The organism is Mycobacterium sp. HM-7, from assembly GCF_053852335.1.
Map to the genome: position 1 here is coordinate 6,069,879 of NZ_CM132657.1, position 23,825 is coordinate 6,093,703.

Annotated in this window: 22 protein-coding genes and 1 pseudogene; 10 read left to right on the forward strand and 13 right to left on the reverse strand. The window is 67.5% G+C overall.

Annotation, left to right across the window (positions count from 1 at the left end; translation table 11 throughout):
- Positions 1-41: 41 nt before the first annotated feature.
- Genes ACWW1C_RS29160 through murJ form a run of 3 tightly spaced genes read left to right on the forward strand, consistent with a single transcriptional unit; the run spans position 42 to position 6,615 of the window.
- Positions 42-830: an NUDIX hydrolase gene (locus ACWW1C_RS29160; protein WP_455981496.1), complete on the forward strand. Its 789-nt coding sequence runs from the start codon at positions 42-44 to the stop codon at positions 828-830.
- A complete protein-coding gene (locus ACWW1C_RS29165; protein ID WP_455981497.1) occupies positions 827-3,229 on the forward strand; it encodes a hypothetical protein in 2,403 nt (800 codons plus the stop codon). The genes ACWW1C_RS29160 and ACWW1C_RS29165 overlap by 4 nt, the downstream gene beginning before the upstream one ends.
- Positions 3,226-6,615, forward strand: coding sequence for a murein biosynthesis integral membrane protein MurJ (murJ, locus tag ACWW1C_RS29170; RefSeq protein ID WP_455981498.1), 3,390 nt, complete (start codon positions 3,226-3,228; stop codon positions 6,613-6,615). Before ACWW1C_RS29165 ends, murJ begins: the two co-directional genes overlap by 4 nt.
- A gap of 7 nt (positions 6,616-6,622) precedes the next feature.
- Here the strand turns inward: murJ and ACWW1C_RS29175 are convergent, their stop codons facing one another.
- The gene (locus ACWW1C_RS29175) at positions 6,623-7,669 is read right to left on the reverse strand and encodes a hypothetical protein (protein ID WP_455981499.1); all 1,047 of its coding nucleotides are present in this window, start codon (positions 7,667-7,669) and stop codon (positions 6,623-6,625) included.
- Between the two features lie 193 nt (positions 7,670-7,862).
- On the opposite strand from ACWW1C_RS29175, the gene sigM reads away from it, so the two are divergent.
- The 6 genes from sigM (at position 7,863) to ACWW1C_RS29205 (ending at position 12,665) form a co-directional block, all read left to right on the forward strand.
- Complete coding sequence (gene sigM, locus ACWW1C_RS29180; protein ID WP_455981500.1) at positions 7,863-8,414, forward strand: RNA polymerase sigma factor SigM; 552 nt, start codon at positions 7,863-7,865, stop codon at positions 8,412-8,414.
- A gap of 45 nt (positions 8,415-8,459) precedes the next feature.
- Positions 8,460-9,218: a hypothetical protein gene (locus ACWW1C_RS29185; RefSeq protein WP_455981501.1), complete on the forward strand. Its 759-nt coding sequence runs from the start codon at positions 8,460-8,462 to the stop codon at positions 9,216-9,218.
- A gap of 121 nt (positions 9,219-9,339) precedes the next feature.
- Positions 9,340-10,308, forward strand: a complete 969-nt coding sequence (trxB, locus tag ACWW1C_RS29190) for a thioredoxin-disulfide reductase (RefSeq protein ID WP_455981502.1) — start codon at positions 9,340-9,342, stop codon at positions 10,306-10,308.
- A 40-nt stretch (positions 10,309-10,348) separates the two neighbouring features.
- Positions 10,349-10,681 (forward strand): thioredoxin, encoded by a 333-nt coding sequence (gene trxA / locus ACWW1C_RS29195; RefSeq protein ID WP_455981503.1) that lies wholly within the window; start codon positions 10,349-10,351, stop codon positions 10,679-10,681.
- Between the two features lie 157 nt (positions 10,682-10,838).
- A complete protein-coding gene (locus ACWW1C_RS29200; protein ID WP_455981504.1) occupies positions 10,839-12,032 on the forward strand; it encodes an N-acetylmuramoyl-L-alanine amidase in 1,194 nt (397 codons plus the stop codon).
- Between the two features lie 114 nt (positions 12,033-12,146).
- Positions 12,147-12,665, forward strand: coding sequence for an AAA family ATPase (locus tag ACWW1C_RS29205; RefSeq protein ID WP_455981505.1), 519 nt, complete (start codon positions 12,147-12,149; stop codon positions 12,663-12,665).
- Between the two features lie 406 nt (positions 12,666-13,071).
- Here the strand turns inward: ACWW1C_RS29205 and ACWW1C_RS29210 are convergent, their stop codons facing one another.
- Both ACWW1C_RS29210 and ACWW1C_RS29215 read right to left on the reverse strand, forming a co-directional pair.
- Positions 13,072-14,181 (reverse strand): MFS transporter, encoded by a 1,110-nt coding sequence (locus tag ACWW1C_RS29210; protein ID WP_455981506.1) that lies wholly within the window; start codon positions 14,179-14,181, stop codon positions 13,072-13,074.
- A 20-nt stretch (positions 14,182-14,201) separates the two neighbouring features.
- Positions 14,202-14,984, reverse strand: coding sequence for an alpha/beta fold hydrolase (locus ACWW1C_RS29215; protein ID WP_455981507.1), 783 nt, complete (start codon positions 14,982-14,984; stop codon positions 14,202-14,204).
- A gap of 54 nt (positions 14,985-15,038) precedes the next feature.
- Between ACWW1C_RS29215 and ACWW1C_RS29220 the strand changes: the two genes are divergently transcribed.
- Positions 15,039-15,377, forward strand: coding sequence for a MerR family transcriptional regulator (locus ACWW1C_RS29220; protein WP_455981508.1), 339 nt, complete (start codon positions 15,039-15,041; stop codon positions 15,375-15,377).
- A 565-nt stretch (positions 15,378-15,942) separates the two neighbouring features.
- Here the strand turns inward: ACWW1C_RS29220 and pip are convergent.
- The 10 genes and pseudogenes from pip to rpmH all read right to left on the reverse strand — a co-directional run bounded on the left by pip (position 15,943) and on the right by rpmH (position 23,214).
- Positions 15,943-16,901, reverse strand: a pseudogene (gene pip / locus ACWW1C_RS29225) (prolyl aminopeptidase).
- A 72-nt stretch (positions 16,902-16,973) separates the two neighbouring features.
- Complete coding sequence (locus ACWW1C_RS29230) at positions 16,974-17,726, reverse strand: acetyltransferase (protein ID WP_455981509.1); 753 nt, start codon at positions 17,724-17,726, stop codon at positions 16,974-16,976.
- A gap of 232 nt (positions 17,727-17,958) precedes the next feature.
- Entirely contained in the window at positions 17,959-18,984 is a 1,026-nt protein-coding gene (locus tag ACWW1C_RS29235; protein ID WP_455981510.1) for a ParB/RepB/Spo0J family partition protein, read from the reverse strand.
- Between the two features lie 2 nt (positions 18,985-18,986).
- Positions 18,987-19,856: a ParA family protein gene (locus tag ACWW1C_RS29240; protein WP_455984483.1), complete on the reverse strand. Its 870-nt coding sequence runs from the start codon at positions 19,854-19,856 to the stop codon at positions 18,987-18,989.
- A gap of 125 nt (positions 19,857-19,981) precedes the next feature.
- Positions 19,982-20,665 carry a 16S rRNA (guanine(527)-N(7))-methyltransferase RsmG gene (gene rsmG / locus ACWW1C_RS29245; protein ID WP_455981511.1) on the reverse strand — a complete coding sequence of 228 codons (684 nt, stop codon included), beginning with the start codon at positions 20,663-20,665 and terminating at the stop codon, positions 19,982-19,984.
- Positions 20,666-20,731: 66 nt separating this feature from the next.
- A complete protein-coding gene (locus tag ACWW1C_RS29250) occupies positions 20,732-21,283 on the reverse strand; it encodes a Jag family protein (protein WP_455981512.1) in 552 nt (183 codons plus the stop codon).
- Between the two features lie 58 nt (positions 21,284-21,341).
- Positions 21,342-22,355, reverse strand: coding sequence for a membrane protein insertase YidC (gene yidC / locus ACWW1C_RS29255; RefSeq protein WP_455984484.1), 1,014 nt, complete (start codon positions 22,353-22,355; stop codon positions 21,342-21,344).
- A gap of 43 nt (positions 22,356-22,398) precedes the next feature.
- Positions 22,399-22,722 (reverse strand): membrane protein insertion efficiency factor YidD, encoded by a 324-nt coding sequence (yidD, locus tag ACWW1C_RS29260; RefSeq protein ID WP_455984485.1) that lies wholly within the window; start codon positions 22,720-22,722, stop codon positions 22,399-22,401.
- Entirely contained in the window at positions 22,671-23,048 is a 378-nt protein-coding gene (rnpA, locus tag ACWW1C_RS29265) for a ribonuclease P protein component (protein WP_455981513.1), read from the reverse strand. The genes yidD and rnpA overlap by 52 nt, the downstream gene beginning before the upstream one ends.
- A gap of 22 nt (positions 23,049-23,070) precedes the next feature.
- On the reverse strand, positions 23,071-23,214 hold the full coding sequence (rpmH, locus tag ACWW1C_RS29270) for a 50S ribosomal protein L34 (protein WP_073695092.1): 144 nt from the start codon (positions 23,212-23,214) through the stop codon (positions 23,071-23,073).
- Between the last annotated feature and the right edge of the window lie 611 nt (positions 23,215-23,825).

Genomic DNA, 23,825 nt, shown 5'->3' on the forward strand with positions numbered 1-23,825 from the left:
GGGGGACAGAGCGCCCAACCTGAGCAGCTACTATCGCTTGGGTGTCGGAAGGCGAGCGTGCCAAACCACGACGGCGCCGCGGGCGACGTCGCGGTCGACGCTCGGCAGGTCCGCCAAGCGACAGCGCCCAGCGCACCGACACCGATTCGGCCGCGCCCACCCGCAACGACACCACACAACCGGTCCCGGCCGCAGCGGCTCCCCCGCCCCCGGCTGCCCGCAAGTCGAACAACGACAGGCTGCGCACCGTCCACGAGACGTCCGCCGGCGGGTTGGTGATCGACGGTCTCGACGGCCCCAAAGACACCCAGATGGCGGCGCTCATCGGTCGCATCGACCGGCGCGGCCGGATGTTGTGGTCACTGCCCAAGGGGCACATCGAACTCGGCGAGACGGCCGAACAAACCGCCATCCGTGAGGTCGCCGAGGAGACCGGACTGCAGGGCAGCGTGCTGGCGGCGCTCGGCAGCATCGACTACTGGTTCGTGACCGAGGGCCGGCGCGTGCACAAGACAGTGCACCATTACCTGATGCGATTCCTGGGCGGCGAGCTCTCCGACGACGACGTCGAGGTCACCGAAGTGGCGTGGGTGCCGCTGCGGGAGCTGCCGTCCCGCCTGGCCTACGCCGACGAGCGCAAGCTCGCCGAGGTGGCCGGCGAACTGATCGACAAACTGCACACCGATGGACCGGGCGCCCTGCCGCCGCTGCCGCGCACCGCGCCGCGCCGCCGCCCACAGACCCATTCCCGCACGCGGAACCATCGCACCGACGACTCCGCCCATACTCAGCCCGGCCGCCGCGCGAACGGCTGCGGACCCGGGTCGTGAACGTCAGGCGAGAGCTGTCGGGGCCGGCCTCGACAGTTCTCCTCCGCGTCCTGGCGGTCACCGTCCTGCTGTTGCTGCTCACCGCTCCGATCACGCCGCAGTCGTCGGCCGGGGAACCGGGCGGGGCGACGTTCCTGCAGCTGCGCATCGACCACGTCACGCCCGACGTCGTCACCACCACCAGTGAGCCGGTGGTGACGGTCAGCGGCACCGTCACCAACGTCGGGGACCGTCCGGTGCACGACGTCATGGTGCGCCTCGAACACGCGGCCGAGGTGACGTCCTCTGCCGGACTGCGGACGACGCTGGCCGGGGAGCCGACGGACTTCTCCGCGGTCGGCGACTTCACCACGGTCTCGCAGGATCTGGCGCGCGGGCAGAGCGTGCCGTTCCGGCTCGCGTACCCGGTGCGATCGGCGGACCATCCTGCCCTGGGCATCGACCGGCCCGGGGTGTACCCGCTGCTCGTCAACGTGAACGGGACCCCCGACTACGGGGCGGCCGCCCGGCTCGACGACGCCCGCTTCCTGCTACCCGTGCTGGGCGTGCCCGCCACCCCGCCCCCTCCCGGCGGCGGCAGTGGCCAGCAGCCGATCGACGCCGTCGTGCCGCCCGACACGGCACACCCCGTCGCGCTGACCCTGCTGTGGCCGCTGGCCGACCGTCCGCACCTGGCGGCCGGTGTCCCGGGACGCACCGAACCGGCCCGCCTGGCCGACGACGACCTCGCGACGTCCCTGGCCAACGGCGGCCGCCTGGACACCCTGTTGGCTGCGGCGGACTTCGCCACCAACGATCAGGTGGATCCCGGCGGGCTCATGCGCGGCGCGATGTGCCTGGCCATCGACCCCGACCTGTTGATCACCGTCAACGCGATGAGCGGCGGCTACGTCGTGACCGACGACCCGGCGGCCGGCCTCAACTCACCCACTCACCCCGGCGCCGGCCAGCAGGCCGCGACCGACTGGCTGCACCGGCTGCGGGAGCTGGCCCAGCGGGTGTGCGTCACCCCGACGGTGTACGCCCAGGCCGACCTGCGCGCGCTGCAACGCGTCGGTGACGCAGTCCTGAGCACCACCGCCACCACCGATACCGGCCCCATCGTCAACCAGCTGCTCGGCGTCCAGTCCCTGCGCGGCGCCACCGTCGTCGGCGACGGCCCGCTCACGGGTCCCGCGGTGCGGCTGCTGTCGGCGCAGCCCGAACCGACCGTCGCGATCGCGGCCGCGCCGATCACCCCCGACGACGCCGCGAATCCCGCTGACACCGCGCCCCGCCGCTACAGCGACAAGGTCACCGTGGCGCCGTTCGACCCGTGCGTCGCCGCGGCCCTGGCCGGTGCCGGGCGGACCCCGATCTCGCCGGGCTACCTCGACACCTCGCTGCATGTGCCGCTCAACCACGATTCGCCGGTGGCGCGCCGTCAGGACGCCATCGCCTCCGTGCTGTGGCGTGGCCTGCAACCCGACGCGCAGCCCCGCAACCAGATCCTGATGCCGCCGCTGGCGTGGGACGTGACACCCGACGACGCCCAGGCGATCCTGACGTCGGTGGCCACCGCCATCCATTCGGGGCTGGCCGTCGCCCGCCCGATGCCCGCGGTGATCGCCGACGCTCAAGCACTGCCGCCGACGCAGTCGGCCACCCCGCCCGACAACGGGACCGGCAACCCCAAGGCCCGCTACGGCGACGGCATCACCAGCCAGATCTCGACCACCATGGAACGGATCTGGGGCCTCACGGCCGCACTGACCGTCAACAGCCAGACCGGCCTGACGGGCGACCAGTACACCGCGCCGCTGCGTGAGGACATGCTGCGGGCGCTGACGCAGTCGGTACCGCCGACCGTCCGCGAAGCCCTGGCCCAGCAGCGCGTCACCGCCACGCAGCACACCATGGACGACTTGTTCCATGCGGTCACCGTGGTGAACCCCGGCGGCTCGTACACGCTGGCCACCGAGCGCAGTCCCCTCCCCCTCGCCCTGCGCAACGATCTGCCGCTGCCCATCCGGGTGCGACTCGTCATCGACGCGCCGCCCGGCATGACCGTCACCGACATGGGCGAGATCGAGCTGCCGCCGGGCTACCTGCCCCTGCGCGTGCCCATCGAGGTGCACTTCACCCAGCGCGTCGCGGTCGACGTCTCCCTGCGGACGGTCAACGGACTGACGCTCGGCGAGCCGGTCCGACTGTCGGTGCATTCCAACGCCTACGGCAAGGTGCTGTTCTTCATCACCCTGTCCGCCGGCGCGGTGTTGTTCCTGCTCGCCGGCCGACGGCTGTGGCACCGGTTCCGCGGCCAGCCCGACCGGGCCGACCTGGACCGGCCGCATCACAGCCGGCCGATCCGGCCCGACCCACTCGACACCGCCATGGCCCACGACCAGGAGGACTCGTGAACGCCGCGCGCGGTCCCCGGCCCAACGCCGCGGCAGCACCGCAGGCACCGCCGCGGCGGCGGGCCGAACTGTCCGATGCGGCCGTCGTCTCCCGGTCCTGGGGCATGGCTTTCGCCACCCTGGTCAGCCGCATCACCGGCTTCCTGCGGATCGTCCTGCTCGCCGCGATTCTCGGCGCGGCACTGTCCAGTTCGTTCACGGTCGCCAACCAGCTGCCGAACATGGTGGCCGCCCTGGTTCTCGAGGCGACCTTCACCGCGATCTTCGTGCCGGTGCTGGCCCGCGCCGAACGCGACGATCCCGACGGCGGCGCCGCGTTCGTGCGGCGACTGGTCACGCTGGCCACCGCACTACTGCTGCTGACGACGGTGCTGTCCGTCGCGGCGGCACCGCTGCTGGTGCGGCTGATGCTCGGCAGTGACCCGCAGGTGAACGAACCGCTCACCACCGCCTTCGCGTATCTTCTGCTGCCGCAGATCATCTTCTACGGGCTGACCTCGGTCTACATGGCAATCCTGAACAACCGCAACGTGTTCGGGCCGCCGGCCTGGGCGCCGGTGCTCAACAACGTGGTGGCAATCATCACGCTCTGCGTGTATGTGCTTGTCCCGGGCGAACTCTCGATCGATCCCGTCGAGATGGGCAACGCCAAACTGCTCGTACTCGGCATCGGCACCACCCTCGGTGTGGTCGCCCAGGCCGGGGTGCTGCTGTATTCCCTGCAGCGGCACCGCATCGACCTGAGGCCGCTGTGGGGTATCGACGACCGGCTCAAGAAGTTCGGCACGATGGCCGTCGCCATGATGCTGTATGTCCTGATCAGTCAGATCGGTCTGATCGTCGGCAACGAAATCGCCAGCCACGCAGCCGCATCCGGCCCCGCGATCTACAACTACGCCTGGCTGCTGCTGCAGTTGCCGTTCGGCATGATCGGCGTCACGGTGCTGACCGTCGTGATGCCGCGGCTGTCCCGCAACGCCGCCGCGAACGACGACCCCGCGGTGCTCGCCGACTTCTCCCTGGCCACCCGGTTGACCATGGTGACCCTGATCCCGATCGTCGCGTTCATGACCGTCGGCGGACCCGCGATCGGTAGCGCGCTGTTCGCGTACGGCAACTTCGGTGCCACCGACGCCGCCTACCTCGGCATGGCCATCACGCTGTCGGCGTTCACCCTGATCCCGTATTCCATGGTGCTGCTGGAACTTCGGGTGTTCTACGCCCGCGAACAACCCTGGATCCCGATCGTCCTGATCGTCGTGATCACCGTGGTGAAGATCGTCGGCTCGCTGATCGCCCCGCACCTGACCGACGACCGGGAACTCGTGGCCGGATACCTCGGCCTCGCCAACGGGCTCGGCTTCCTCGCCGGCGCGACCGTCGGCTACGTGTTGTTGCGGTCGGCGCTGCGGCCGCCGCGCGGCCGGATGATCGAACTGCCGGTGATCCGGACCATCCTCGTGACGATCTGTGCCTCCCTGGGATCGGGGCTCCTCGCATATCTCGCTGACAAGCTGCTGGGGTTCGATCGGCTCACCGAACACGGCGGCGCCGCCGGATCGTTGCTGCGCCTGGTTCTGCTCGGCCTGATCATGCTGCCGGTGATCGTGGCGGTGCTGGTCGCCGCCAAGGTGCCCGATGCCCTGGCCGCAGTCGCTTTCGTGCAGCGCCGACTGGGACGCGGCGGGGCCGCTCCGACCCCCGCACTCCAGGTCAGCTCTGCTGTACCGGACTCGGGACGGACCGCGGTCCCGTACCCTGGACACGGCAATTCACCTCCGGTGCCACGCCGGCCCGGCGCGTCCGCCACAGGCGGGGCGAGGCCGGGAAGTGGTACCACGGGCGGGCTTCGGAAAGGATTTGCGGTGACCGACGCACCCGCGGACCAGGGATCCGCCCACATCCCGGATGCCTCCGGCAGTGGCGACGACGTCGCGTTGCGGGCCGGCGCGGTGGTCGCCGACGGCCGCTACCGACTGCTGGTCTTCCACGGCGGTCCACCCGATCTGCAGTTCTGGCACGCGCTCGACATCGCGCTCGACCGCCAGGTCGCGCTGACGTTCGTCGACCACGACGGCGTGCTGCCGGAGTCGATGGTCCAGGAAATCCTCACCCGGACAAGCAAACTGAGCCACGTCGAGGGACCGGGCCTGGCGCGGATCCTCGATGTCACCCGGCTGGGCCACGGTGGTCTGGTGGTCAGTGAATGGATCCGCGGCGGTTCGCTGGCCGAGGTGGCGGCGACGGAACCGTCCCCCATGGGCGGTGCCCGCGCCATCCAGTCCCTGGCGTCGACGGCCGAATCCGCGCACCGCTCCGGCGTCGCGCTGTCGGTCGATCACCCCGGCCGGATTCGCGTCAGCATCGAAGGCGACGTGGTGCTCGCTTTCCCCGGCACCCTGCCGTCGGCCACGCCCGAGGACGACATCCGCGGCGTCGGCGCCACGCTGTACGCGCTGCTGATCAATCGGTGGCCGCTGCCCGAAGCCGGTGCGCTCAGCGGCATGCTGCCCGCGACCCAGAACAGTGCGGGCCAGCCCGTCGAACCCCGCTCGGTCGACGGCACCATCCCCTTCCAGATCTCTGCCGCGGCGGCCCGCGCCGTGCAGGAGGGCGGCGGAATCCGCTCGGCCCCAACACTGTTGAACCTGCTGCAACAGGCGACCACTGTCGCCGACACCACCGAACTGCTCGCGCCCGTCGACGGCTCGCAACGCCCGGAACCGGCGGACGCTGCCGAAACCGAAGCTGCCGCCAAGCGGCGCAAGGCACTGCTCATCGGCCTCGGTGTCGGTGGGGCGGTCCTGCTGGTGGCCCTGCTGGTCCTGGCGTCGGTGCTCAAGGGCATCTTCGGCGACGTCGGCGGCGGGCTGGACAAGCAACAGCTGGGTCTCAACAGTCAGCACCCGACCTCGAGCGGCGCCCCAACACCCGGCAATGTGGTGAAACCCGTTGGTGTGACCGTGTTTTCACCCGGTGGCGGCGCGGACTCGCCGGAGACCGCAGGCAAAGCCCTGACCGGCGCATCCGGCGACGCGTGGTCGACCGACGTCTACACCGATCCCACACCGTTCCCCGGTTTCAAGAGCGGTGTCGGCCTCATGCTCAACCTGCCTCAGGCGACCACGGTCGCGTCGGTCACCCTGAACCTCACCAGCACGGGCACCGCGATCCAGATTCGGTCGGCTCAGACGGCCACGCCGTCCTCGCTGGACGCCACGACCGTCCTGACGCAGCCGGCGACCATGAAGCCCGGCTCCAACACCATCACGATCTCGGGCGCGCAGCCGACGCAGCATCTGCTGATCTGGATCTCCACGCTGGGGACCGTCGATGGCAAGAGCAAGACCGACATCTCCAACGTGGTCGTGAAGGCCGCCGCGTAGGCCCCGATCAGCTCCAGCCGACGAAGGCCATCGCCTGGCCGCCGTCGTAGCCCGCGCGTTCAAGGATGTTGCCGGACATCTTGATCTGCGTCGGGTGCGACGGGTCCTGCAAGTTCGCCTGGTACAGGTTCCATACTTTGATGTCGTTGTGGCTGAACACCGTGAAGATGACTGTCGATCCGGTCGGATCCGCTGCCGCCTCAGATATTTCGGTGCTCGGGGGCGTGATGCGTTGCCCGTCGGTGTCGCTGCAGGCCGGGCGCTCGACGCTCGGTGGGGGCACCGCGTCGATCACCAGATAGTGACCCGCGTCGTCGTGGACCGACCGCAGATAGCGAGTGTCGTCGATGAACCACAACGACGACGGGCACACGCGCAAGCTGTCGCCGCCGGGCAGTTCGCCCTCGCCCAGCTCGATCTGTTCGGGGTTCTTCACCACGGGCCGAAGGAAGTTCGGCATGTACGTCGGGCTCGTCCGCACGACTTTCATCGCATCGGTATCGACGAAGTTGTACATCTTGGCGCGAGCATCGTAAAAGACCAACAGACCCTGCTCGTCGAACTGCGGGTTGCGGTGGTCCGGCCTCTGTTGGTTACCGAAATCTCCCGTCGGCGACGGCTGCAGGGCCTCGGTCACATCAACCGTCGCCTTGCTGTCGGCGTCGTAGTAGCGGACGTGACCATCGTTGAGCGTGATGGAGTCGAGCGCCATCTTGTGGAAGTCCCTGCTGTAGCGCGGCCGCGAGAACTGGCCGTTGCCGATGTTGCAGCCAGCGGGGAAGGTGGCGATGTCCACCAGCGCGCCGGTCGCGATGTTGAGCTTGCTCAGTGTGGTGCTCTTTGTCTGCGTGGCGCAATGCTCGATGACCGGACCGCTGAAACTGGCGACGTCGACACTCGGGGTCGCAGGCGCACCCGTGGCCGTCACAGACGGTGCCTTGGAGGCGGGCCCGGGCTTGCTGGACCCCGAGCACCCGACGACCTGTGTACTGATCAGTGCGGCGACCGCCAGCCACACGCCAACTCTTTTGGGCTCGCTTCCCATGGGCGTCATCGGCAGAGGCTACTAAGTGCGTGGCCCCGGTCGATATCGGACGAACGGCGTACACACGTGGCCGTCGACACAGCCGCTCCCCAGGTTATCCACAGGCTCGTCGCACGCCATCGTTCCTGATCAGCACGCATTTTGCCGACAGTCCCGCAAATTTGCGTCGGGCGCGTTCCAGGACCCGATTTATGGTTCGGAAGTGGGGAGTTTCGGGGGGCCACAGTCGGGCGCGTCAGACGCAGAATTGCTCGCGGCGCACATCGCCGGCGAGCGGTATGCGTTCGAGGAACTGTTCTACCGCCACCACCACGCGCTGTACCGGCTCGCCCGGCTGACCAGCCATAACCCGCAGGACGCGCTGGACGCCTTGCAGGACGCACTGTTCAAAGCCCACCTCCACGCGCCGCGCTTCCGGCACGACAGTTCGGTCCGCAGCTGGCTGTGCCGCATCGTGGTGAACTCGTGCCTGGACCGGTTGCGGCACAACAAGTTTCACCGCGCCGAAGAGCTCAGCGATGCCACCTGCCACACGGCAGATCCCGCACGCCACATCGAGACCACCATCGTCATCGAACGGGCGCTGTTGCGGCTGCCGGTCGAACAGCGGGCGGCGGTGGTCGCCGTCGACATGCAGGGCTACTCGGTCGCCGAGACGGCGGCGATGCTGGGTATCGCGGAGGGCACTGTGAAGAGCCGCTGCTCGCGGGCCCGGGCCAAACTCGCCCAGTCGCTGGCGCACCTCGCCGACTGACACGGCCGAACCGCATCCGACGCCGGCCAGATTAGGCTTCGCCAGGTGGACGACGACCAGGCCGAACAGCCCGTCTCCCTCGAGCAGCTGGCCGACCTGCAGGCGGGCCTGCTCGACGACGCGACGGCCGCCCGGTTGCGCCGGCGCATCCGCGACGATCCGGCGGTCGCTCACCGGTATGCGGAGCTCGAACAGGTGCGCCGCGATCTGCACAGCCTGGCGGACGACCCCGCTGAAAGCGACATTCCCGCGGACGTCACCGCACGCATCGGATCTGCGCTGCGCGACGCCGGGCCGGCACGGCACACCGTCGTCCCCGGCCGTTCGGCGGGTCATGGGGCGCGCAGGTCGCGTCCCGCCGTCGTCGCCGGGGCCGCCGCCGGTCTGATCGCGGTCGGTATCGGCGCCGCCGTGGTGTTCAGCGGGTCCGATGAACCGGCCCGCACCTCTGCCGGCCCCAAGGCGGCGTCGCTGACCGTGCAGCGCCAGGCCGGGATGCCGTGGCCCGACCCGCAGATCCTGGGTCTGCGGAGCCGGCCTCCCGAGTTGGGTCCGCTCGCGGCACCGGACCGATTGCGGTCCTGCCTGGAGGGGCTGGGCTACTCCCCCACCACCGCGCTGCTCGGCGCCGCGACCCTGACCATGCACGACCGCGCCCAGGTGCTCCTGCTGCTGCCGAGGCCCGCAGACACCTCGATGATGGCCCTGGTGGTGTCTCCCTCCTGCAGCTCGACCGACGCCGGCCTGATCGCCGATGCCGTCATCCTCGATGCTGCGGGCCCGTCGACACAATCGAGCCGCTGACCGCCTCGGAGCCCGCCAAACGGCCGGGAACACCGGCACTTACCCTGGTGTTATAGGCGTACCGACTCTGGCAGCAGGCCAACCAGGTATGAGCCTGACCAGAGCCAGATGAAAGGCGGCCATGACCACCCCAGACACCGATTCCCCCGTCGCTTCGCTCGCCCCGGCTGTGCACGACGTGATCATCATCGGCTCCGGGCCGGCCGGCTACACCGCCGCGGTGTACACGGCTCGCGCCCAGCTCAAGCCGCTGGTTTTCGAAGGTGTCCAGTTCGGCGGCGCGCTGATGACCACCACCGAGGTGGAGAACTACCCGGGCTTCAAGGAGGGCATCACCGGCCCCGAGCTCATGGAGGAGATGCGCGAGCAGGCCCTGCGGTTCGGCGCCGACCTCCGCATGGAGGACGTCGAGGCCGTGTCGCTCGACGGCCCCGTCAAGACCGTCACCGTCGACGGCGAGACCTACCAGGCCCGCGCTGTGATCCTCGCGATGGGCGCGGCCGCCCGCCACCTCGGTGTCCCGGGTGAGCAGGAGCTGATCGGCCAGGGCGTGAGCACCTGCGCCACTTGTGACGGTTTCTTCTTCCGCGATCAGGACATCGCCGTCATCGGCGGTGGCGACTCCGCGATGGAGGAGGCGACGTTCCTCACGCGGTTCGCCCGTTCGGTGACGCTGATCCACCGGCGCGACGAGTTCCGCGCCTCGCGGATCATGCTGGAACGCGCCCAGGCCAACGAGAAGATCACCTTCGTCACCAACACCGAAGTTGTTGCCGTGGAAGGTGATTCGAAGGTCAGCGGGCTACTGCTGCGCAACACCGCCACCGGCGAGGAGAGCAAGCTTCCCGTCACCGGCGTGTTCGTCGCCATCGGCCACGACCCGCGCTCGGAGCTGGTGCGCGGCCTCATCGACCTCGATGACGAGGGTTACGTGCAGGTGCAGGGTCGCACCACCAACACCTCGCAGGACGGCGTGTTCGCCGCCGGCGATCTGGTCGACCACACCTACCGCCAGGCCATCACCGCGGCCGGCAGCGGCTGCGCGGCGGCCATCGACGCCGAGCGCTGGCTCGCCGAGCACGACAGCTGATCGTCCTTCCCCCACAGAGTTCACCCGAGAGGAGCAGTACATGAGCGAGGGCAGCGCAACGTTGACCGTCACCGACGGTTCGTTCGACAGCGACGTCATCAAGAGCGGCACCCCGGTGCTGGTCGACTTCTGGGCGACCTGGTGCGGACCGTGCAAGATGATCGCCCCGGTGCTCGAGGAACTGGCCGGCGAGAAGGCCGGGGAGCTGACCGTCGCCAAACTCGACGTCGACGCCAACCCCGAGACTGCCCGCGCCTTCAACGTCGTCTCGATTCCGACCCTGATCCTGTTCAAGGACGGCGAGCCGGTGAAGCGCATCGTCGGGGCCAAGGGCAAGGCGGCGCTGCTCCGCGAGATCGCCGACGAGGTCTGATCGCATCAGCGGCTGCGTACCCGCCGGATTCGGCGGGGCGCACCGCTGCTGCCTGTGAAGTTGCGGATTCCGGCGGGGCGTCTGCGACAATGGGACACGGCGTCCCGCCAGTGCGCAGCTGTCCGCCCGCCTGGCGTCCGTGATTGAAAGGCCAGGAATGTCGATACTGCGTCGCGGTGACCGGGGAGGTTCGGTCACCGAGATTCGGGCCGCACTGGCCGCCCTGGGACTGCTGGACAGTCCCGACGCGGATCTCACCACCGGCAAGCACGTCGCTCTCGACCTCTTCGACGAGGATCTGGACCAGGCCGTGCGGGCCTTCCAGCAGCAGCGTGGGCTGCTCGTCGACGGCATGGTCGGTGAGGCCACCTACCGCGCGCTGAAAGAGGCGTCGTACCGGCTGGGGGCCCGCACGCTGTCGCACCAGTTCGGCGCCCCGATGTACGGCGACGACGTCGCCACTCTGCAGGCCCGGCTGCAGGATCTCGGTTTCTACACCGGTCTCGTCGATGGTCATTTCGGCTTGCAGACCCACAACGGCCTGATGTCGTACCAGCGCGAGTACGGCATGTTCCCGGACGGCATCTGCGGTCCGGAGACGTTGCGCTCCCTGTACTTCCTGGGTTCGCGGGTCACCGGCGGTTCGCCGCACGCCATCCGCGAAGAGGAACTCGTGCGGCGCAGCGGCCCCCGCCTGACCGGAAAGCGGATCATCATCGATCCGGGCCGCGGCGGCGACGACCGCGGGCTGATCATGACCAGCCGGTCCGGCCCGGTCAGTGAAGCCGACGTCCTGTGGGATCTCGCCAGCCGCCTCGAAGGCCGCATGACGGCCATCGGCATGGACACGTTCCTGTCTCGCCCGGTCAGTGGCAGCCCGTCCGACGCCGAGCGCGCCGCGACGGCCAACGCGGTCGGCGCCGATCTGATGATCAGCCTGCGCTGTGCCAGCCTGCCCAGTCCGGCGGCCAACGGCGTCGCGTCGTTCTACTTCGGTAACTCGCACGGTTCGGTGTCCACCATCGGCCGCAACCTCGCAGACTTCATTCAACGGGAAGTTGTGGCGCGCAGCGGTTTCCGTGATTGCCGGACCCACGGCCGGACCTGGGATCTGCTGCGGCTGACCCGGATGCCCACCGTGCAGGTCGACATCGGCTACGTGAGTAGCCCGCACGACCGTGACTTGTTGACCTCTCCCGGTCACCGCGATTCGATCGCCGAAGGCATCCTGGCGGCGGTGAAGCGGCTGTACCTGCTGGGCAAGAACGACCGTCCCACAGGTACTTTCACGTTCGCCGAGCTGCTCGCCCACGAGATGTCGGTGGAGCAGGCCGGCCAGGCCGGCGCCTAGTCTCTGCGGTTTGTCCCGCGAGCGTGCGGTGCGATCGCGGAAATCGCCTGCGCAGCACGCTGATTGCACATTCGCGGCAGGCTCCTCCGCACGGGCCTGGTTGAATCAGTTGGCATGACCCGTAAGGCCGCGGTGCTCGTGACCGGTATGTCCGGGGTGGGCAAGTCGACGGTGCTGGCCGGCCTTGCTCAGCGGGGATACATCACCGTCGATACCGACGACGGACCGTGGATCGAAGTCATCGACAGCGAGCCGCTCTGGCGCGAGTCCCTGATCGACGAGCTGCTGAGCCAAAAGCGAGACGCACACTTGTTTGTTCAGGGCACCGTGGCCAACCAATGGCACTTCTACGACCACTTCGATGCGGTCGTACTCCTCACCGCCCCAACCGATGTCGTGTTGGACAGAGTACGGCGCCGGACCAACAACCCGTTCGGCAAGGCCGAAGACGAGCGCGCCCGGATCCTCGCCGACATCGCAGAGATCGAACCACTGCTGCGACGGTCGGCCAGTCATGAGATCAATACGACCCGGCGGCTGCCGGAAGTCATCGACGTCTTGGTCGGCATCGCGGCGACCGCAGTCGACGGCCGGGACGCCCCGCCGCCGGCATCAGCCCAATCAGGGAACTGAGCCCCCGCTTGGTGTAGACGTGGGTGAGGTGCGTCGGCACCGTCCGGGGTGAGCCGAACAGCCGCGGGGCTCCCCCGTCGCCTCCCGTAGTGCCGCCACCGACGTGTCATGACCCGCTTGGTGGACCACGAAGCGGACAGCGTCAAGATGTCCCCGGATCGACTCAGCGCGCCGCAGAGCCACGCTGCCACGCGGTGACGACGGAACAGCGCGGCCGGTCATTCGAGGATCGCCGGAACCGCGGCCGCAGCACCCATTTCGACGGCAAACGGCGTGCGCGACATGAGCGTCACGTGACGCTTGTTCGGATTGGTCCTGGGACCATCGGGATACGAGCCGCAGTGGCGGTTTTTCGACGTGAAGTTCCCGGACTCATAGGTCGCTCACCGGAATTGGTTCTCCCCGATCACAACCGCCGTCGGGCCAACACCGCCACCGGTACCGCGCAGCCGATACCGATCAGCGCGAGCATCGTCAGTGACGCTGCCGCATCAGCGGCCACGCGCTGCGCTCCCGCCCAGGCGCCGGAGAATATGCCGACTTGAAACGCCAGCACGTACAGGTAGGACGCAAAAGCGGCGTTGGGGCAACGCTTGATGAGGATCGTCTGCATCGCCGGTGCCCAACACGCAAAGGCCGCTCCCCACAACAGAACTGCCGCGACGAACAACCCGCGCGAGCCAGTCAGGCTCAGCGTCCCGAATGCGATCAGCAGACCGGTCAGGGCTGTGACCACGACAGCGTAGCGGTGTCGATCGAGCAATCGTCCGGCGACGACGACCGCAGTCAGCGCTGCGCCGCCGTAGCCCAGGAGCAGAACCGGGAGGCCGGCGGCCGGGATCCCGATGTCGCCGGCCAACACCGTGACGAACGAATACGGCGCATAGGCGGCGGTCACCACTAGCAGCGTCAGTACGCAGACCGCCGCGACAGTGTGCGGCTCACCGGATCGGCCGGCGGCCGGCGCCGTCACAGTACGACCGATACGGCGGGGAACCAGCACCGCAATGGCCACCGCCAAGAGCAACGCAAGCACCGCCAGCACCAGAGACGCGGCTCTCCACCCGATGAGTAAGGAAAGCTGCGTAGTAAGCGGGGATCCCGCAGCCAACCCCAGCGCTGCCCCGACGAACACGAGCGCGGTCGCCTGCCCCGCACGGCCGGCCGGTGCGAGGGCACTGGCAAGCACCGGAGCCAGGGACCACACCGAACCATGCAAAATCGCGCCGACGACCCGGGCGAGGACTGCCCACCCGGGCGTCGGAGCGACCGCCAGCAACAGTTGCGACAACGACAGTGAAGCCAATGCGGCGGTAAGCATGACGCGGTGCTCGACGCGACGGGTGGCCAAAGCCACCGGGATGATTGCCGCACCAGCAGCCACCGCGTACACGCCCACCAACAGCCCCGCAGCGGGCACTGTCGTGTGCAGTCCGTCAGCGATCTGCGGGACGATGCCGACCGGGAACATCTCTGCGGCAAGGTAGACAAAGGCGGCGGCAGACAGGACGGCCACACGCCAGTGCCACCTGTCCGTCACAGCTTGTGCGCCAGCAGAAATTTCCGAATATCGGAGATCCATGTCCGCCCCTCGTCCGGTGTGAAGATATGACCGGCGTGTGGATATTCCATCAGGACTGAGCCAGGAATGCCCGCTGCCAGAGCACGAGAGGAGGACGGCTGCACGATGCGGTCCCCGCCCGCCGCCACGACCAACGTCGGGATCACGACCTCCGCGAGGCGGTCGCGGAGATCGATTTCGGCGGCCAGTGCAGCCTGCTGCGGACTGCCGACCGGAATGCTCGCGCGGACGTCGGCCACGAGCTCGTCGAGATTGCCGGCCTCGTCGAACGCCGACGGCGACGACACTGCTGTCAGGAACCGCGCCAGGATGTCGCGGTCGTGCTCGGCCAGATATCGCCAGACATCGACAACCAACCGCAGCTGCGGATCGGCGTGCGCGAACCCTACCGTCAGGATCAGTGCGCTGACGGCCTCGGGATGACGTAGCGCCGCAGTGATGGCCACCGCAGAGCCCAGCGATAGTCCGACGATGGGGAATCGATCGAAGCCGGCCGCTCGCCCGACGTCAACGATCGCGTCTGCCAGATCGTCGACGCTGTAGGAACCCGCGGTCAAGGGACTGGCTCCAGAACCCGGATAGTCCACGCCGATCAGCGTTCGCTCGCCAGCCATCTCATCGATGAGTTGGCCGAAATTCAGCGCGACGCCGCCGCCTGCGCCGTGCGCGAGAAGCAGAGCCGGACCGAAGCCGATGCGGGTGACCGTCAGGGTGGAAAGCAGGGAATCGTTGCGCACGCGGCGAGGTTAAACCCTGACACCAGCGTCAGGCTCAACCCAGGAGGAGCTCGCGTGCAGATCGGTGAAGTAGCGGCGGCAACCGGCAGTTCAGTCAGATCGTTGCGCTACTACGAGGCTCAGGGTTTGATTGCGCCGCAACGACGGTCCAACGGCTATCGCGACTATCACGCCGACACGGTGGAAGATGTGCGTCGGATCCGAATGCTGATCGACACCGGTTTCGGCATACGCACAATTCGACAATTGCTGCCATGCGTCGACGGCAGCGCGGTCGATATATGCCCGGCCATTGCCGCCGCAATCAGAGAGACTCTGGCCGAGATGGACACCCGGATCGGCGACCTGAAACTCCGCCGCGCACGCATCGTCCAATTGCTGGACGGCCAGTAGGCGGCCGCCGAGCCGACTCGCTCGGTGTGGCGGGGTGCTGCATTCAGCTTCCCTCCCTCCCCTGCCCGCACTGGCGTGCCGCTTCGATCCCAAGCCGGGCAGCGCCAGCCACCGGTGCTCTCGGCAACACCACTTCGCCGCGCACGCCAACAGCTCCCGCAGCGCAAGTACGGTGCTGCTGCCCGATCCCGCACCACGCCATTGAGCCGGTGAGGAAGTCGCTCGCATCGGGGCCGTGCGGGCTACCGGCGGGGCGTGGGTAGTCGGTGTGCGGCCGACGTACCGGATACCCCCGCCGACCATCGCGACGGCCACATGGACCGCTGGCCGTGTCTTGCCCGCGGCACCGCGTCCGGACAGGCGACGGCCGGCCGGACGTCAGGACGTCGCGCACCACCGGCGTCTCAGTCGGGCGCACGGTGCGGCTCGATGGTCGGGCCGACGCTCTCCTGCCGCGAGCGTCCGTATTTCTCCGGTGTGGGTGCCGAGGGCGCGGCTGGTGCCGGTGTCGCTGGCCCCGCAGACTTCCGTCGGCTTGGCCGAGGTTTCACGTGGAACCGCCGCATCAGCTCCGCGGCGGAGTGAACCGTTCGACGGCGTCTACGATCGCCGCCGCCATGGCCGGACTCCCCGTGTGCCGGAATCCTCGATGATCCGGAGTTCGGCGCCGGGCCATGCCTGCGCGAGTTCCCACGCCGTGCGGACGGGGGCGGACAGATCGAGACGACCGTGGATCAAGATGCCGGGGACCCCGGCCAGCCGGTGTGCGTCGCGGAGCAGCTGGCCGTCGTCGAGCCACGCCGCGTGCGCAAAGTAGTGCGTGCAGATGCGTACGAACGCCAGTCGGTCAGCATCGATCTTCGCGGTGTACTGACCCGGCCGGCCTTGGCTCTCGTGAGCGATCGCCGCGTCTTCCCAGGCGCACCAGTCGCGGGCGGCCCGCTCCCGTACAGCGGCGATCGGATGCTCCATCAGCCGTCGGTAGGCATCGACGAGATCGCCGTCGCGGTCCTCCTCAGCCACCCCGTCGCGGAAGCGCTGCCACTCCACGGGCCGGACGAGCCGGAGCCCGCGGTACAGCCAGTCGACCTCCCGCGGCCGGGTCATCGTTACGCCGATCAGCACGATGCCGGTCGCGCGCTCCGGATGGCGCTGGGCGTAGGCGAGGATCAGTGTCGCTGCCCAGGAGCCACCGTAAAGCAGCCAGCGGTCGATCCCGAGATGACGACGCAGCGCCTCGATGTCGGCGAGAAGGTGCTCGGTCGTGTTGCACGACATGTCGGTCGCGGGGTCCGCCGCGCTCGGCACACTGTCGCCGCATCCACGTTGATCGAATTGCACGACGCGAAACAGCTCGGGGTCGAACTGCTTGTGCGCGCTGCGGGACCTCCCGGCGCCCGGCCCGCCGTGGACGATCAGAACGGGGCGCCCGGCCGGATTGCCACGGGTCTCCCAGTACATCTGATTGCCGTCACCGACATCGAGCAGGCCGGAACTATCCGGATTCAGCGGCGACTCCCCCATGGCCGCGAGGGTACGGGAAGAGCGTTGTTTCACGTGGAACCAACGGCCTCCGTCGGCGGCCGAGCTACTGGCTCAGCGCCGCCGTGTCCACAGCACCGCGCTGGAGAGCGCCCCGACAGGCTGCTGCAACGCGTTGCTCTCCAGCAGTCTCTCGAGCGCCGCCTCGACGTCAGCCTTCCAGCCGAGCCCCTGCTCGAGTTCCAGCCGCAGCCTCGGGAAGTACGGATGCGGCGCGATGATCTCGAAGCCGTTGTCCAGAAGGAAGTCGGCTTCGATCACGCACTGCTCGACCGCGCATTCACCGAAAGCCTCGACCGTCGCCGCCAGCTCCGCTGGGCAGGCCTGCGGACCGCCCAGTTGTGCCACTTCGGTCGTACGGCCGAATGCCTCCAGTGCGCGCACACCACGGCGAACCAGATCGGCGACGACAGCGGCGATCAGGTGTCGTGACAGCGCGTCGCCGTCGTCAGTGCAGTCGACGCCGATTGATGTCAGCAGGACCGCGTCGGGGCTGACCGGTCCGGTGGGAAAGCGGCCCACTCGGGGCACCGCACGCGGTGGCGCGTAGAACGCGTAACCGAGACAGGGCGTGTCATCGTTGGGGTCCTCGGCGCGGTCCGGGTCGCAGGCGACCGCCAACTGTCCGCACGATCCCCACTCGAGCATGACCATCGACAGCCATGCTTCCTTCTCGAATTCGGGGTCACTGAGATGGTCGCTGTCACCCAATGCTGACGGATCGACTTCCCAGAACACGCATCGCCGCGCATGCTTCGGCAGCCGCTCGAACGATTCGAGACGCAGCGGCGTGATTCGTGAACTCACCAGACTCCCGTCGTCCGCCCGATCTGATCGGGCTGCCCTTTCAGGATAGGAGAAGCCGGTGCCGTCGACCCGATTTGTTCAGTCGAGATCGACGGCGGCCAAATGCGGAGCTGTTCCACGTGAAACATGGCGATCCCCTCCCCGTCCCACACGGCCACTAAACGTCACTGTCACAGTGACGTAATGAGGCCTTGTCCCTGGTCGAGTTGTCGCAAGCCCAAAAAAGGGGCGATCAGCCCTGTTCGGTCTTCATCAGTTCGACAATGCGCTGAAGGTCGTCGACCGAGCCGAACTCGACGACGATCTTGCCTTTGCGCTTGCCCAGGCTCACGGTGACCTTCGTGTCGAAGGCCGTCGACAGCTGCTCCGCCACATCCTGTAGTCCGGGCATTTGGATCGGCTTGCGCTTCGGAGTCGGCGCCGGCTTGTCGCCGTCCCGGTTGGCCAGAGTGACGGCTTCTTCGGTCGCGCGGACAGACAGACCCTCTGCCACGATCCGAGCCGCGAGCTCTTCCTGCTTCTCCGGTCCCCCTTCGAGCGCGAGGAGAGCACGGGCGTGGCCGGCCGACAGCACGCCCGCGGCGACCCGCCGCTGCACCGCGATGGGCAGCTTCAGCAGACGGATCATGTTCGTGATCACCGGACGCGACCGGCCGATGCGGGTCGCGAGTTCCTCGTGGGTGACGTCGAACTCCTCCAGCAGCTGCTGATAGGCCGACGCCTCTTCGAGCGGGTTCAGCTGAACCCGGTGGATGTTCTCGAGCAGCGCATCGCGCAGCATGTTGTCGTCGGCGGTCTCCCGGACGATCGCCGGGATGACGGTCAGACCGGCCTCCTGGGAAGCGCGCCATCGACGCTCGCCCATGATCAGCTGGTACCGATGCGGCCCGGACGGCTCGCTCAGCTCACGCACCACGATGGGCTGCATGAGGCCGAACTCGCGGATGGAGTGCACCAGCTCGGCGAGCGCGTCGGCATCGAAGACGCTGCGCGGCTGTCGCGGGTTCGGCTGGATCGCAGTCGGCTCGATCTCGCGGTACACCGCGCCGATCGCCTCGGCTTCTGCCTTCGCCGCCGCGGTTGACTCCGCAGCGGCTGCTCCGTTGACCGGTGCGGTCGGGCCGCCGCCGATCAGCACGTCGGCAGCCGCGGACCCCATCCGCAGCGAGGTGTCCTGCTGCCCGTCCTCGGGTGCACCGGTGGGGATGAGCGCCGCCAGCCCCCGACCGAGTCCGCTGCGCTTCTTCGGCTGCGACATCGTTACTTCCTCACTCCCGGCTCGCCGCGGTGGGCGAGTTCACGGCTGGCGTCCAAATAGCTCATTGCTCCGCGTGATCCCGGGTCGTAATCCAGGATCGTCATGCCGTACCCCGGCGCCTCGGAAACCTTGACGCTGCGTGGGATGACGGTCCGCAAAACCTTATCGCCAAAGTGGTCGCGGACATCCATCGCGACCTGGTCGGCGAGTTTGGTGCGGCCGTCGTACATCGTGAGGACCACGGTGGTGACCTCGAGCTGGGGGTTGAGGTGGGCCTTGACCATCTCGATATTGCGCAGCAGCTGGCCCACGCCCTCCAGCGCGTAGTACTCGCACTGGATCGGGATGAGGACTTCCGGTGCCGCCACGAGTGCGTTGATGGTCAGCAGACCCAACGACGGCGGGCAGTCGATGAAGACGTAGTCGAAGTTGTGCTCTTTGAGCGTGGCGAGCGCGTTCCGCAGGCGGGTTTCGCGTGCCACCATACTGACCAACTCGATCTCGGCACCCGCCAGATCGATGGTCGCCGGCACACAGTACAAGCGCTCGTTGTGCGGGCTGCGCTGCAGCGCGCTCTCCAGGGTGATCTCCCCGATCAACACCTCGTACGACGACGCGGTGCCCGGCCGGTGCTCGATACCGAGCGCGGTGCTGGCGTTGCCCTGGGGGTCCAGATCGATGACCAGAACATTGAGTCCCTGCAGTGCCAGGGCCGCCGCCATGTTCACGGCGGTGGTGGTTTTGCCAACGCCGCCCTTCTGGTTGGCGATGGTGAACACCCGCTGATGCGTCGGGTGCGGCAGCTGTTGCCCCTTGGCTCCGTGAAGGATCTGGACCGCGCGTTCGGCCTCCGCCCCGATCGGCGTATCCATCGTCACGCTTGTCCACGTTTCACGTGAAACATCGGCATCGCTTGCTGCCTTTCCTGATGTGGCGGCCGGGTCGGCCGCTTCCGAAACCTCGGCATCGGACATGTTGCTCCCCCTGGCCGACGATGTCATCGTCGGTTCTTGGCCGGTCGGCCGGACCCCGCGCGCTTGGCTCCGCGTTTCGCCACGACCACGGTTGCGGGCGGAGTCAAATAGTTCACGCCACATTTCACCACCCTTACGTCCACAGCACCGAGTGAGTTGAGTGCCCGGCGGTGTTCGACGACCTCGTCGTCCGCCCGCTCCCCCTTGAGAGCCAGCATTCGACCGTCGATCTTCAAGAGCGGCAGGCTCCACTTCGCCAGCTTGTCGAGTGCCGCCACCGCTCGCGAGGTGACGACGTCCAACTCCCCCGCCTCGGCGCGCACCGTCCGCTCTTCCGCGCGACCACGAATCACGGTCACGTCGATACCGAGCTCGGTCACGACTTCGCGGAGGAAGTCCGCCCGGCGCAGCAGCGGCTCGATCAGGACCACGTGGACGTCGGGTCGAGCAAGCGCCAATGGGATGCCCGGTAGGCCGGCTCCACTGCCGATGTCGCCGATTCGTTCACCGCCGGAGACCAACTCACCTATAGCGGCGCAATTCATCACGTGACGGTCCCAAAGTCGGCCGACTTCGGACGGTCCGATGAGACCGCGCTCGATTCCGTCGCCCGCGAGGATCTCCGCATAGCGCTGCGCCAGTTCGGCGCGCTCCCCAAAAACCTCGACGGCGGCGGCCGGTGGGGATGGGGCTTCACCATGTTTCACGTGAAACAGCCTCCACTTTCCCCGCCAGCTCGCCGCCGACGAACAACATCGATGTAATTAAGGTGCTCAATCGAGCAGAACAACCACCCGGCGAGACGGCTCCACGCCCTCGCTCTCGCTGTGGACACCGTCCACGGCCGCCACGGCGTCGTGCACGATCTTGCGCTCGAACGGGGTCATCGGCGAGAGCTCTTCGCGCTCACCCGACGCCAGCACCCGCTCAGCGATCTTCTTGCCCAGCGCAGCCAGTTCATCACGCCGCTGTCGACGCCACCGGGCGATGTCCAGCATCAGCCGGCTGCGCTCGCCCGTCTTCTGGTGCACGGCCAGTCGCGTCAGTTCCTGGAGCGCGTCCAGCACCTCGCCCTTACGGCCCACCAGCTTCGTCAGATCGTTGCCGCCGTCGATGCTGACGACCGCGCGGTCGCCTTCGACGTCCAGGTCGATATCCCCGTCGAAGTCCAGCAGATCGAGGAGCTCCTCGAGGTAATCACCGGCGATCTCGCCCTCGGCGACCAAGCGCTCTTCCAGATCGTCGCCCTTGCTTGCAGGAGCGGCCTGAGCCGTCGTCGCGGCCTCTGTTTCCGTGGCCTCCGCCTGCGTTTCTGTGTCTGTCATATCCCTGCCTTCTCCCTCTTGCACCGGCCGTCGCTCAGGGTCTTTACCCTCTGACCGGTCAACGCTTCTTCTTGTTGGGCTTGGCGCCCGGGGCGGGCTTCGATCCCGCAGAATCTGATTCCGCCGCGCCGTCCAGCTCGGTGCCGGTCTGTTCGACATCGGCCCCCGAACTTGCCGCGGCAGCCGGCGGGTTGCCCTTCTTGGACCGGTTCGGCTTCACCCCGGGTGCCGGCGCGTTGGCGGAACGGCGTGCGATCGCCTGCTCCTTCTCCTCCGCCTCGCGCTTCTCGATCCGGTTGAACACCACGTGCTGCTGGCCGTAGGTCCAGATGTTATTGGCCACCCAGTACATGAGGATGGCGATCGGCAGGAATGGACCCGAGACCACGACACCCAAGGGGAACACATACAGCGCCAGCTTGTTCATCAGCGCGGTCTGCGGGTTGCCGGCGGCTTCAGCGCTCTGCCGCGCCACTGAAGCGCGGCTGTTCATGTGCGTGGCGATGCCCGAAATGATCATCAGCGGGATACCGACCAGGATCACCGACATCCGGTCGAAGTGGGCGAATGCCTTCAGGCTCTCACCGGTCTGAATCATGGTGGCGCCCAACGGCGCACCGAACAGGTCGGTGTTCAGGAAGTGCGCGACATCGGTGGCGCTGAAGAAATAGTTGCCGGTCGTCCGGTTCGCCTCGAGCGACAGCGCCTGTGCACCGATGCCCATGCCGGCGCCCTCAGTCCGGTTGAACGAACGCAGAACGTGGAACAGGCCCAGGAATACCGGAATCTGCGCCAGCATCGGCAGACAGCCGAGGAGCGGGTTGAAACCGTGTTCGCTCTGCAGCTTCTGCATCTCGAGTGCGAGCCGCTGGCGGTCCTTGCCGTACTTCTTCTGCAGTTCCTTGATCTGTGGCTGCAGTTCCTGCATCTGCCGAGTGGTTTCGATCTGCCGGACGAAGGGCTTGTACAGCAGAGCACGGAGCGTGAAGACCAGGAACATCACCGACAGGCCCCAGGTGAAGAAGTTCTCCGCACCGAGAATCGCGCCGAAAAGCTTGTACCAGAGCCACATGATCCCCGATACCGGGTAATAGATGTAGTCCAGACTGAACCAGTTAAAAGACAAGCGAATCGCTCCTTGACTGCGCGGCCGTTGCCGCGGACCGTCTTTCGGGGATGGGGTCCCATCCCCCGTGATGCCACGGGCCACACTTGGCCAGCCGGACTGTCGTCAGCCAACAACCGCGGAAGAGTCCGTGTTCGGTGAGTGCCTCGACAGCGTATTGACTACAGGTGGGGCTGAACCGGCAGCTGGGTAGACGCATCGGCGACACCATGTTGCGGTACAGCTCGATGAGAAAGATCAGCCCGCGGGCCAGCCGCTGTGTCATGGCCGGGGTCCGGACTTCGCGTGAGCACGCAGCACTGCCGCGCGCAATTCGTCTTGCAGCGTTGAGGTGGCCGCCTCGCGACTCCCGGGCAGGGCCCGGATCACCAGAAGCTCACCGGTCCGCAGCTCGGACAGCAAGTCCCGGCTCGCATGACGGAGCTGTCGGGATACCCGGTGCCGCTGGACGGCGTTGCCGACGGATTTACCCACGACGAGACCGACTTTCGGCGCGTCCTGGGTGTTTGAATCGACGTCGTCGGTAGCTCGTGGTGCCAGTGAATGCACCACGAGATCCCGTTGCGCCGAACGCACACCGCGGCTCACGGTGACTCGAAAGTCTGTCGAGCGCGTCATCCGGTTACGAGCCGGAAGCACGGTGCTTCGATCCTGCGTCAGGTCACGCAGTGAGAGAGCGACGGCCCTTGCCGCGACGTGCCGACACGATGGCGCGACCGGCACGGGTCCGCATCCGCAGACGGAAGCCGTGCACACGGGCCCGACGGCGATTGTTCGGCTGGAAAGTCCGCTTGCCCTTGGCCACGGCTGTATCTCCTCAACTATGTGACGCCCGCACTCGCCACCGACATGAACGAGTCATGCCGGTGGGCACGGTCGTCGCTGGTAAGCGCACGCATCTTGCTTGCTAGCCGGCGCGGTACCGCGAGAAGTTCGTGGCAGAACTTCCACAGTCGCAGCCGTATCACCACGTGTGGGCGACTGTTCGAGGGTACTGATCTGAATTCCCCCGGTCAAACCTCGACGCCGCACGTCAGCAACCGTTACCGCTTCGAGCGGCAAGCGAAGCCGGATCGCGCTTGCGCTCGTCACAGTTGTCCCACTCGCAACGTGGCAAGCCGACACGCCCAAGAACCTCAAACCAATGTTGCCGAACGGTTGGCGGACGAACAGAAAACTTGTTAGCTTCTGCCAATGCCGTTGCACGACGGCGCAAGACAACAAGCCAGAGAGGTCCCGACGCTACGAGCCCACAGACGTTCCTGTGACGAGCCTCAGCGCGCGGGCTTCCTGCATGCAAAACACGAGCACGACGGCATTCTCCTACTTTGTCCACAGTCTGTGGATAACTATGTGGACAGATTGTCGTCGTTTTATTGAGCCGCCGGTCAGGCGGTTCCGAGGGGGTAGTAGTCG